An 11,632-nucleotide genomic window follows, 5' to 3' on the forward strand; every position below is an offset into this window, starting at 1 on the left:
ATTGATTATTTCCGTAGTTTCTTTAACTGTAGCTTAACTTTGTGGTGAGTAATGGCATTCGTTTTAAAATGTGATACCAGTTTATTTTTTTCAATCTCCGATGCACCTAATTGATTAAGAATATTAAGTAAATGCATTTTCATATGACCCTTTTGAATACCTATAGTCACTAAAGAACTTATTGCGGCAAAATTTTGTGCAAGGCCAGCCACGGCTATGATTTGCATAAGTTCTTCCGCTGTAGGATTTTGAAGTATTTCTAAATTAAGTTTAACCAAAGGATGTAGATTGGTGAGTCCGCCAACTGTTCCTAAAGCCAAAGGTAGTTCTATCCAAAATTTAAAAATGCCTTTGTCAATTTCAGCATGGCTCAAGCTACCGTATTGTCCGTTTTTGCAAGCAAAAGCATGAACTCCAGCTTCTATCGCTCTAAAGTCGTTACCGGTCGCTAAAACAACGGCGTCGATCCCGTTCATTATACCTTTATTGTGTGTTACCGCCCTGTAAGGTTCAACTTGGGCTATGTTAATTGCTTGAATTATTTTATCAGCGGTTTGTTGTGGTGATAAATCAGATGTTAGTTTTAATTCTTCTACGGGGCAGCTCACTTCAGCTCTTACAGTGCAATTAGGAACGAAGTTGGATAAAATACTCATGATGACCTCAATATTTTTTTCCTCATCAGAAAAATCAGTATAGGTTGCAACCTCTGCTTTTAAAGTTGTTGCGAACTGTTCCAAGCAGCTGTTAATGAAATTAGCTCCCATGGCATCCTTTGTTTCAAAGGTCGCGTGCAATTGAAAATAGTTGCTTAGTTGTGTAGACTTATCTCTTAATATAATATCTGTAATACCACCACCTCTTTTTTCCATATTCGTGGTAAGTGAAGCACTATCTGCAATAAGTTTAGGCTTTAAATAGGTGAAAAATGAGTTTAGTTTTTGAAAATCACCTTTAAACAAAAAATGTACTTGTCCGACTTTCTCGGTACCCAGAACTTCAGTTTTGAACCCACCTCTTTTTAACCAAAATTTGGCAGCTTTGCTTGCAGCCGCAATAACAGAACTTTCTTCTATTGCCATTGGTATAACGTGAAGTTTTCCGTTTATTAGAAAATTGGGAGCAACGCCCAATGGTATATATAGGTTAGTGAGTGTATTTTCTATAAACTCATCATGAAGTTGCTGTATACTATTATTTTGATTCCAATAGGTGCTAATTATTTTCTTGGCCTGTTCTTTATTCTGGGTATAATGGGTAGTAACCCAGTCTATTTTTTCTTCTTTGCTAAGTTTGGAAAAACCACTTATTGGCTCAATCATTTAGGTATATATTTCTTCTAAAGTTGATGTAATTTTAAAGCTATTTTTTAAAAGTCTTTCATTTTTTTCAACCGTAAATATAAGCATATTGACATCAACCGATTTAAGAAGTAAAAAGGGTTAAAAGAGTTTTATTTTTCTCAGTAAAGCGTGGTTTTTAAAAGAAATAGTAGTAAACTTGAGAGATTTAACAAAATTTTAATTTTTATGAGGAAAATATACTTGCTGTTTCCGGGCATTTTTATGATTTGATATATTCAGAACGTTTTATGTGCACCTCTGCTGGGAACCCTAGTGTGCATGATGATAATTAGCCACTCAATTATCATGAATTAAGAGATAGAAATTAGTTGTTAATTTATGGTTCTGTAGGTGATAATGTGCAAAATTCTATGCGTACGGTTAAAGTATTGAAACAAGCCAATAAGCAATTTTATTGAGGGATTTATCCCGATAAGAATAATGGTATCTATGGTGGAAGCACCAGAATTCATTTGTGTGCCAAAATGACCAACTTTATAAAAGAAAACCTTTAAACAAAATGTACTTATGATAGCATCTATTAAACCGCCACATGAAAGACAGTTATTTGGACATCCTGTAGGACTTTACATTCTTTTCTTCACAGAAATGTGGGAGCGTTTTTCTTATTATGGAATGCGTGCATTATTCACCTTGTTTTTGGTGGCAGAAACTACGTCAAGTAACGCAGGTTTTGGATGGACAAATGATGAGGCTTTAGCACTATATGGTTGGTATACAATGTTGGTCTATGTTTCTTCTATTCCAGGTGGTTGGATAGCTGATAAATTACTAGGTCAAAAGAAAACAGTTATGCTAGGCGGCGCTCTTTTGTGTATCGGACATGCAGTTCTAGCCTTGAATTCAGAAACTACCTTTTATGTGGGTTGTTTTTTTATTATACTCGGCGTTGGCTGCTTAAAACCTAACATATCATCTATGGTGGGGGGGCTTTATAAGGCAAAGGATGAACGTAGAGATCTTGGTTTTTATATTTTTTATATGGGAATTAATGTTGGTGGTTTTTTAGCTCCAATTCTATGCGGTTATATCGGTGAGAATATTAGCTGGCATTATGGTTTCGGTCTTGCAGCAATCGGTATGTTTATAGGTCAAGCGGTTTATATTTGGGGACAGAAGTATTTAATACATGTTGGTAATCTTATTAGTAGAAAAAATGAAAAAGATCGCGAGTTATTAGATCGTCCATTGTCAAAAATCGAGAAAGATCGTATCAAGGTTTTATTGATTTCATTTTTATTGATTATCCTGTTTTGGGCTGCTTTCGAGCAAGCTGGCGGATTAATGAATTTGTATGCGTCTCAAAAAACAGATCGAAACTTTTTTGGTCTTTTTGAAATTCCAGCTTCCGTATTTCAATCTGTCAATTCCTTTTTCATCATAACTCTTGCAACCGCTGTTGGGGCATTTTGGTTAAAATGGCGTAAAAAAGGAAAAGAATCATCCTCAATGTTTAAAATAGCAGTTGGGATGATTATAATGGCTTTAGGTTTCGGATTCATGAGTGCGGCTTCTATGCAATATGAAGCCAATGGTTCATCTGCAATGTACTGGTTGATTTTGGCTTATTTGTTACATACTGTAGGTGAATTATGTGCTTCGCCTGTTTCCTTGTCGTATATCACCAAATTGGCCCCATTAAAATATGCATCAATAATCATGGGACTTTATTGGGCCGCAACCGGATTGGGTAATAAGGTTGCTGGTTTAATAGGACAAGCATCTCAAGATCTTGGTGAATTTGAAATATTTACGGGTATAGCTGTGATTTGGACTCTAATAGGATTATTGGTAATAACGATGCTTAAACCATTAAAACGTTTGGCTCATGGCGCTGAAGATGGAGAGTCAAAAATATCGGATGATGAAGCAGAGGGTTTTGAATTAGCAAGTAACTAGAACAAATTACTTCATATAATAAGCTCCCTTTTCGCCAGTATAGTGAAAAGGGATTTTATTTTTCAGACAGGTCAATCTCCAACGGTCTATATAACTTCTGTAATTACTGCCATCTGCGATGATTTCAGTGGGCGTGGCGTTATCTATTAATCTTTGAAGATTTATTTTTGGTGATTGGGTTAATAAAATTTTATTCTGTGATTGCTTTAAGGAATAAATGCCAGAACTATCTAGTACCAGTAAAGTAGAATTTTCAAAAGCATAGCTGTTTTTCAAAGAATCATAACGTATTGTTTGTATTCTTTCACCTGTTTGATAATTAGAAATTAAATTACCTGACTTATTTTGCTGGTTCGTCAGAACAGCCAAATTTCTACCACTTCTATTAAATAGGATACTGCCTCTGTTTTGATGTAGAATAATCACTTCTTTCGTTTTAGTAGCTTCATGCTTTTTAAATGTGGTCCAGCTTTGAAAACATAGTGTACTGATTAAGAATAAAGCGATGCGTTTATAAGTGAAACGAGAGCAAAGTTCAATACATAGTATAAGTGCTAAAAAGAACAATAAGAGCTGACCGAAATCAAAAGAAAGGGAGCTAAAAACAAAACTTTCTTGTTTTGCTACCCAACCGATTACACTGTTCATAAGGTGAATAATTTCATTGTAAAACAAAACAAGTTGCGTTGGAAGCCAATTTATAAGGGACAAAAAAATGACAACTATTCCAACACTTAAAATCATGCCTAGGGCGGGTATTATTACTAAATTGGATATAAAGAATAAGCCTGGGAATTGATGAAAGTAAAATAAACTGATGGGTAATACTCCCAATTGAGCTGCGATACTAACACAGAGAAGTTGCCAAAAGTAACGAACGATTTTATTTTTAGGGAACCACAATTTCTGAAGCAGAGGGAATATCCATAGTATAGCGAATACAGCTGCATAACTCATTTGAAAACCAACTTGAAATAATAGATTGGGATTAATAAATAGTAGTATGAACAATACCGATAGTGCCAGAATGTTAAAGGAATTACTCGGCCTGTTTAAATACAGCGCGTAAGCGACGAAGGTAAACATGGTCGTTGCTCGAATGATGCTAGCTGATAACCCTGCCAAAAATGCAAAGCCCCATAGAAATACTACAGAAAGTAATAGGGTAATAGTTCTGCCTTTAGGAAGGTGTTTTAAAGGCTGTAACAAAAACTGTAGCAACAGTAATAATACACCTATATGGAGGCCGGAAACGGCTAGTATGTGTACTGCACCTGCTTTTTTGTAATTGTTATACGTTACTTCTGAAATATCTGTACGCTGGCCTAATACTAAGGCCTGAATGACTCCAAGTTCATCCGTACCGAAATTAGCTTCTTTAAGTTTTTGAATAATGTGGTTTCTTGCTTTAGAGGCAATACCTATAAAAGTTATTTCTGGATTTTCAAGGTGTACAAATTGATTTGGAACAACCCTTATCTGATGATAAACGCCTAAATTTTCTAAATACTTTTTGTAATTAAATTGATGCGGATTTAAGGGCTTGTTAATAGTTTGAATACTCCCATAGGTAATTATTTCATCGTCAACGTGTAAAATTTGAAACGATGAATCTTTAGGCATAGAAATCAAAAGTGATCCAGTGGTTAGGCTACCATCTGTTGATTTAACTGCTGCGAAATAACGATTTGAGTATTTGTTTGGCTTTAAGACTTCCTTGATTTTTAAATTCCAAAGTGTGTTATTCTGAATAACTATTTTGCTATAATGACTAGCGTGATTTATAGGTTGTGCCGTTGTATAGCAATAAGCGCCTAATGAAATAATAGTAATTGAAGCAACAAAGCCGAATAGCATGCTTTTGCTGTTCTTCTCAGACATAAATATGGCCGCAAATATTGCAAATAGTAAGGTTGTAGAAAAAAGCAGATAAAAAGGGTCTATGGGAAATACATACCCGATCAATATCCCTAGAATAAGCAAAAGCGTTAATTTGATAGGAATAAACGCTAGTAATTTCATTTTTAGAGAATTCTTGTGGCTTTTACAAAGGCTTGGTTCCAAAACCCATCGCGCAGCGACGAAACTGTGACGCCACGAGAAGTAGAAGCATGAATAAAAGTTATTTCATCATTCTCAGTTCCTACAACCATACCTACATGGTTAATCCGCTTTGAACCCTTACTTGTTTTGAAAAACAAAAGATCACCCTTTTCTATATTTTTCACAGTAATACGATAACCTTCTTTAGCCATGTGATTTGAGGTTCTAGGAAGTTGAACATCATGTTCTCTGAAGGAAACATAAAGTAGTCCCGAACAATCCATCCCTTTTTTGGTTGCTCCCCCAAATTTATAACGAACACCAGAAAATGATAGCGCTGTATTTATAATGTGATCTGCCTTACTGAGGTTGGTTCTAATATTTGTTCCTTGTTTAGTGTTTTTTTTTGACTCAGCTATTGTTGTGCCTAGTCGAGCATTGTTTGCGGCGGCAACAGAAATTTTTCGCTCTTTATCAGAACTAGTAGTTTTTCTACTTGAGCCGCAACTCATTAATAAACCAATAACAAAAATATAAGGCAGTATACGCATAAATATAAGGTATTCCCTTTTGTACGTGAATTTCAAAATTATAGAATTTTTTTGTAAAATTCAGAAACCTACGCGGTTTCGGTATTTTTTATAATAAGTGAAGCTGCTTTTTTACTTGCACCAGAACCTCCTAATTTGGTAATAAGTTCATCATAAGCAGTGACTTGTTTCGCCCGTGATTGCCCTTTAAGTATGAGTAAAAGTTCTTTCTTTAGATTTTTTTTGGTAAAATCATCTTGAATCAATTCTTTGACAACTTCTTTTTGCATAATCAAATTCACCAATGAGATGTATTCTAACGTAATTATTCGCTTTGCGATTTGGTAGGAGATCCAATTGGCTTTATAGCAAACAACTTGTGGCACCTTAAATAGTGCAGTTTCTAAAGTAGCCGTTCCACTGGTTACTAATGCAGCAGTAGAAATAGTAAGTAAATCATAGGTTTTATTTTGAATGAATTTGACATTTACATCCGTTAAGAAAGTAGTGTAAAATTCTTTATCTAAACTTGGTGCACCTGCAATTACAAATTCATAATCAGTAAAATCAGTGGACAATGAAAGCATTAAAGACAACATTTTTTGTACTTCCTGCTTACGACTTCCGGGTAAGAGAGCAATAATTGGTTTATTAGGGTCGATTTTATTCGTTGACCGAAAGGTAGCCTCATTCAATTCAGGTCTATTTGCAATGGCATCAAGTAACGGATGCCCAACAAAATGCACATTAAAGCCATGCTTCTTTTTGTAAAATTCTTTTTCAAATGGCAGTATGACATACATATGGTCAATGGTAGCTTTGATTTTCTCTATACGTCCTTCTCTAGAAGCCCAAATTTGAGGAGAGATATAATAGTTTGTGCGGAAACTATGTTCCTTAGCCCATTTCGCAATTCTTAAGTTAAAGCCAGAATAGTCAATAAATATGATGGCATCGGGTTGAAAAGCTAAAATATCTTGCTTGCAAAATTTAATATTTTTAAAAATCCCATTCAGGTTTAATATCACTTCTAAAAACCCCATAAAGGCCAATTCTTTATAATGCTTTACTAAGGTACCGCCAGCTTGTTGCATTAAATCACCGCCCCAACATCGTATATCAGCGTTTTTATCTTGATTTTTCAAGGCCTTTATTAAATTAGAACCATGAAGATCACCTGATGCTTCCCCAGCAATTATGTAATATTTCATTTTAAAAGACTTTGTAGTAAAGAATTAAAATTGCGGTTAAAATTGTTGCCATAAGTACTCCTTTTGCTCTATTATCTCTTTTAATCTTTAGAAAACCAAAAAAGGCGATTAAATTTAAAATGGCTCCAAGTGCTAAAAGGCTGCCAACATGGTCTTGGGCTACCGCAGCAGCATAGGTCTCAGATATGCTAAATTTAGAAAATAGGAGTATATATACTAAAGTGCCAATTGTGTTGGCGATAATTCCCACTATGAGTCCAATAAGGATTTCTTTTTTGGTGTTCATTTATAAAATTTGAGGAAAATATTTTAAACTATTACTATAATTTTTAATCTATTGATTAAAGCTCCCAAGTATTCAGTTCTTGAATAACATGATGGGCGGTTAAATCAAAATGTGTGGGAACAACGGAAATATAATCATTTGCTAACGCCCATTCATCTGTGTCTTCACCTTTATCCAATAATTCGAATTCACCGGTAAGCCAGTAATAATCTTTGCCCATTGGGCTTATGCGCTTGTCAAATTTTTCTTTCCAATTTGCTTTGGCCTGACGACAAATTTTAATTCCCTTTAGGTTGTTTTTTTCGAGTTTGGGTATGTTGACGTTTAGTACGATACCTTTAGGTATACCGTTTTGCAAAGCTTGTGCAACTATGGTAAAAATAAAGTCTTGGGCTTGTGAGAAATCTGCCTCCCATTTATAATCGCATAAAGAAAAACCAATGGCAGGAATCCCCTCTATACCTGCTTCTATAGCCGCACTCATCGTACCTGAATAAATGACGTTTATTGAAGAGTTAGAGCCGTGATTGATACCACTCACGCAGATATTCGGCTTCTTTTTTAGGAGTTCGCGCAGTGCCAATTTTACGCAGTCGGCAGGAGTGCCACTACAACTATATTCTAGAATGCCTTCACTTTCCGAATCTATTTTTAATTTTTCAGCATATAGAGTGCTATTCAATGTAATTGCATGCCCCATACCAGACTGTGGGCTATCCGGTGCTACGACTACAACATCCCCAATTTTTTTCATGATGGAAACTAACATTCGTAACCCTGGAGCTGTAATGCCATCATCATTGGTAACTAAGATTAATGGTTTTCCCATAGGATATACTTTCTATAGTAAAAATACGTTTTTATAAGTGATATGGCTGAAGAGCCGTTTAACAAAAAATTAATTCCTAGCCTCTAAATTGGCATGGTTTTTTCTTTATCTTAGGGATCTAAGTAGTTTTAGCGCTACAAGTAACCCTTAAATAAGGAGATATTGAAAAAGAAGGTAAAAGATAATTTTATGAAGAGAAATTTAGCTTACGTACTGCTATTGATGCTCGTTGTAGTCGCTTCGTGCAGTTTTACAAATAAGACTTTTGAAAACGATGATAAGGATAAATTGTTATTGGATTTAATTACGTATGTATTGGAAAAAGGACATTATGAGCCAAAAGTGCTTAATGATGAATTTTCGGTAAATGTATTCGAGGGTTTTATCGATGTAATCGATCCAACAAAACGCTATTTCATGGCTTCTGATATTGAAGAATTTGAAAAATATAAATTTCAAATAGATGATGAAATTAAGAATACCGACATTACTTTCTTTAATATAGTTTATGAAAGATTGATGCAGCGTATGGGCGATGCTAAAGAAATATACAAAGAGGTTTTAAAAACACCTTTCGATTATAGTGAGAAAGAAAGTATAAGTATTAAATATGAAGAAGAGCCTTTTGCAGCGAATAGGGCTGAGCTCAAAGAGCGATGGAGAAAGCAATTGAAGTATGCGACTCTAGGAACGTATGATTCCAAAATTTCTCATATGGGAGAAGAGGATTTAGATGTTACAGATGACCATGACCACAAGGCACATTCACCCAAAGAAGCTGAATTAAAATCTAGAGGTTCGACAGAGGATACTTTAGATGAATTCTTTGGTTTCGTAAATGACCTCGAACGTAAAGATTGGTTCGTACAATACATTAATACTATAGTAGACGAATTCGACCCACATACTTTTTACTTTGCTCCTGAAGAAAAGGAGAGGTTTGATACAAGTATGTCAGGTAAATTTGAAGGCATAGGCGCAAGACTTCAAAAAAAGGCAGAAGGAGCTAAAATAGTAGAGATTATCTCTGGTGGTCCTGTTTGGAGGGATCAACGGTTAGAAGTTGGTGATGAAATAATTAAGGTAGGTCAAAATGGTGAAGAGCCTATTAATATTGTGGGTATGCGGTTAGATGATGCGATAAAATTGATAAAAGGAGCTCAGGGAACTATTGTAGATCTTACCGTAAAAAAAGTTGATGGTTCTTTAGATGTGGTTTCTTTAACTAGAGATGTTGTCGAGTTAGAGGAATCGTACGCTAAATCTGCCACAATCATAAGAGGTACTGAAAAATTCGGTATTATTAACCTTCCTAAATTCTATGTTGATTTCAATGATTATAGTGAAAGAAATGCTGCTACCGATGTAGCTAAGGAGGTTGAACGTTTAAAAGAAGAAGGTGCTGAAGGTTTAATTTTAGATTTACGCGATAATGGTGGCGGATCTTTAAAGACGGTTGTTGAAATGGCAGGACTTTTTATAAAGGATGGCCCGATTGTGCAAGTTCGTTCTAAGGATAAGGGCAAAGATGTATATGATGATAAAGATGAAAGAATTCAGTGGGATGGACCATTAGTAATTTTAGTTAACGAACTATCTGCATCGGCTTCAGAAATTTTGGCTGCTGCTATGCAAGATTACAAAAGAGCAATCGTAATTGGCAGTAAACAGACTTTTGGTAAAGGAACCGTTCAAAACGTTATACCTTTAAACAACATGTTGCGTAGTAATGACCATGGAGATTTAGGTGCGATAAAAATTACGACCCAGAAATTTTATAGAATTAATGGTGGTTCTACACAATTGGAAGGGGTAAAAAGCGATATTGTTGTTCCGGATAGATATAGTTATATCGATTTAGGTGAAAGAGATCAGTCTAATCCTTTAGGATGGGATAAGATTACTCCGGCTGACTATACAACGTGGGATGGTTATATAGATTACGAAAAGACCATTGCCGACAGTAAGAAAAGAATGGAGACCAGTCAACAGATAAAATTAATTGAAGAGAATGCAAAATGGTTAAAGGCTGAGCAGGATGAAACGGAAATATCGCTTAATTTTGATGTCTACAAGGATGAAAAGGAAAAGGACAAAGAGCAATCGGAATATTTTAAAAAATTAACTGATTATGATTCTAAACTTACATTTAAGTCTTTAGGTTACGAAGAGCAATTGTTTACGAAAGATTCTGTTCTGCGAGAAAAGAGAAACAGATGGCATAAAAATTTAGCAAAGGATGTTTATGTTGAAGAAGCGGTTAATGTTTTGGAAGATTTAAAAATAAATAATATTAAGCAAGGTAAACTAGCTAGTGTTAAAAATTAAGGCTAGAAAATAAAATTAAAGAAGCCGCTGTACCATTGGTGCAGCGGCTTTTTTAAGGAATCACATTTGTTGTTTAATTTAGTTTGTCAGCATGTAGTTTTCTAAGTTTCGCCAGCTTAGGGTTAATGACGACTTGACAATAGCCCTGCTCAGAATTATTTTTATAATAATCTTGATGGTCTTTTTCAGCATCGTAAAATATACCCAATGGGCTTAATTCTGTAACTATGGGTTTGTCATAAGCTCCTGTCATTTGATCCAATACTGCTTCTGCAGTTTTCTGCTGCTTATTATTATGGGAATAAATCACAGAACGGTACTGTGTTCCCGAATCAGCTCCTTGGCGGTTTAATGAGGTTGGGTCGTGTGTAGTCATGAAAATAAGAATGATATCTTCATAAGAAATAATGTCTGCGTTAAAAGTAACCTGTACGACTTCGGCATGACCTGTAAGACCAGAACATATCTCTCTATACGTTGGTTTTCCTGGTGCATTACCCCCTGTGTAGCCTGAAACCACTTTTACAACACCTTTGACTTCTTGAAAAACAGCTTCGGTACACCAAAAGCATCCTCCACCAACGGTGGCAACTTCAAAATTAATTTTAACCATGTATGTCCTTCTTTTCTAATTGCATTGATTCAGAATTGATGCAGTAGCGTAAGCCACTAGGTTCTGGTCCGTCTGGAAAAATATGTCCTAAATGTGCGTCACATGTGTTACATAAAACTTCTACGCGTACCATTCCAAAAGTAATATCCTTATGGTATTTTATGGCATTCTCTTTTATTGGCTGTGTGAAGCTAGGCCATCCGGTTCCAGATTCAAATTTAATGGTTGAATCAAATAATGATGTTCCACAACATACACATTCATATTTTCCTGCTTCATGAGCGCTACAGAGTGCTCCTGAATGTGCTGCCTCAGTTCCTTTTTTACGCGCTATCCTGAATTGCTCGGGTGTAAGAACTTGCTTCCATTCCTGTTCTGTTTTTTCTATTCTTTTATCTGGCTTTGGGTTACCATTCACTGAGAAATGAATTACATCTTTCCAAGTTAACATCATAATTTTCCGTTCGATTTAGACTTTTTATACTCGGTTCATTGGTCGAAAATTTCCAATGTATATTACAAAATTAAG

General features: G+C 35.3%; 10 protein-coding genes. 2 read left to right on the forward strand and 8 right to left on the reverse strand.

The genetic code is table 11. From position 1 onward, the window contains the following. Nucleotides 1–5 precede the first annotated feature (5 nt). Nucleotides 6–1,322, reverse strand: coding sequence for a hydroxymethylglutaryl-CoA reductase, degradative (locus tag ES765_RS00920; RefSeq protein WP_138110691.1), 1,317 nt, complete (start codon nucleotides 1,320–1,322; stop codon nucleotides 6–8). 549 nt (nucleotides 1,323–1,871) lie between these two features. Between ES765_RS00920 and ES765_RS00925 the strand changes: the two genes are divergently transcribed. Next, a complete protein-coding gene (locus ES765_RS00925; protein WP_138110693.1) occupies nucleotides 1,872–3,263 on the forward strand; it encodes a peptide MFS transporter in 1,392 nt (463 codons plus the stop codon). Between the two features lie 6 nt (nucleotides 3,264–3,269). On the opposite strand, the gene ES765_RS00930 is transcribed toward ES765_RS00925, so the two are convergent. The 5 genes from ES765_RS00930 to surE form a co-directional block, all read right to left on the reverse strand. Continuing rightward, entirely contained in the window at nucleotides 3,270–5,285 is a 2,016-nt protein-coding gene (locus ES765_RS00930; protein ID WP_138110694.1) for a ComEC/Rec2 family competence protein, read from the reverse strand. A gap of 2 nt (nucleotides 5,286–5,287) precedes the next feature. Beyond that, nucleotides 5,288–5,857, reverse strand: a complete 570-nt coding sequence (locus tag ES765_RS00935) for a C40 family peptidase (protein ID WP_171017199.1) — start codon at nucleotides 5,855–5,857, stop codon at nucleotides 5,288–5,290. Between the two features lie 68 nt (nucleotides 5,858–5,925). Then, a complete protein-coding gene (gene lpxB, locus ES765_RS00940; RefSeq protein WP_138110695.1) occupies nucleotides 5,926–7,047 on the reverse strand; it encodes a lipid-A-disaccharide synthase in 1,122 nt (373 codons plus the stop codon). 1 nt (nucleotide 7,048) lies between these two features. After that, a complete protein-coding gene (locus tag ES765_RS00945) occupies nucleotides 7,049–7,333 on the reverse strand; it encodes a hypothetical protein (RefSeq protein WP_138110697.1) in 285 nt (94 codons plus the stop codon). Between the two features lie 55 nt (nucleotides 7,334–7,388). Then, complete coding sequence (surE, locus tag ES765_RS00950; RefSeq protein ID WP_138110699.1) at nucleotides 7,389–8,162, reverse strand: 5'/3'-nucleotidase SurE; 774 nt, start codon at nucleotides 8,160–8,162, stop codon at nucleotides 7,389–7,391. A 189-nt stretch (nucleotides 8,163–8,351) separates the two neighbouring features. Between surE and ES765_RS00955 the strand changes: the two genes are divergently transcribed. Next, on the forward strand, nucleotides 8,352–10,490 hold the full coding sequence (locus tag ES765_RS00955; RefSeq protein ID WP_138110701.1) for a carboxy terminal-processing peptidase: 2,139 nt from the start codon (nucleotides 8,352–8,354) through the stop codon (nucleotides 10,488–10,490). A gap of 73 nt (nucleotides 10,491–10,563) precedes the next feature. Here ES765_RS00955 and msrA read toward each other — a convergent pair whose 3' ends face one another. Further along, entirely contained in the window at nucleotides 10,564–11,103 is a 540-nt protein-coding gene (msrA, locus tag ES765_RS00960) for a peptide-methionine (S)-S-oxide reductase MsrA (protein WP_138110703.1), read from the reverse strand. Further along, nucleotides 11,096–11,554: a peptide-methionine (R)-S-oxide reductase MsrB gene (gene msrB, locus ES765_RS00965; protein WP_138110801.1), complete on the reverse strand. Its 459-nt coding sequence runs from the start codon at nucleotides 11,552–11,554 to the stop codon at nucleotides 11,096–11,098. The genes msrA and msrB overlap by 8 nt, the downstream gene beginning before the upstream one ends. Nucleotides 11,555–11,632: the final 78 nt, after the last annotated feature.

Origin of the sequence: Maribacter sp. ACAM166 (genome assembly GCF_005771495.1) — a bacterium.
Classification (GTDB): Bacteria; Bacteroidota; Bacteroidia; order Flavobacteriales; family Flavobacteriaceae; genus Maribacter.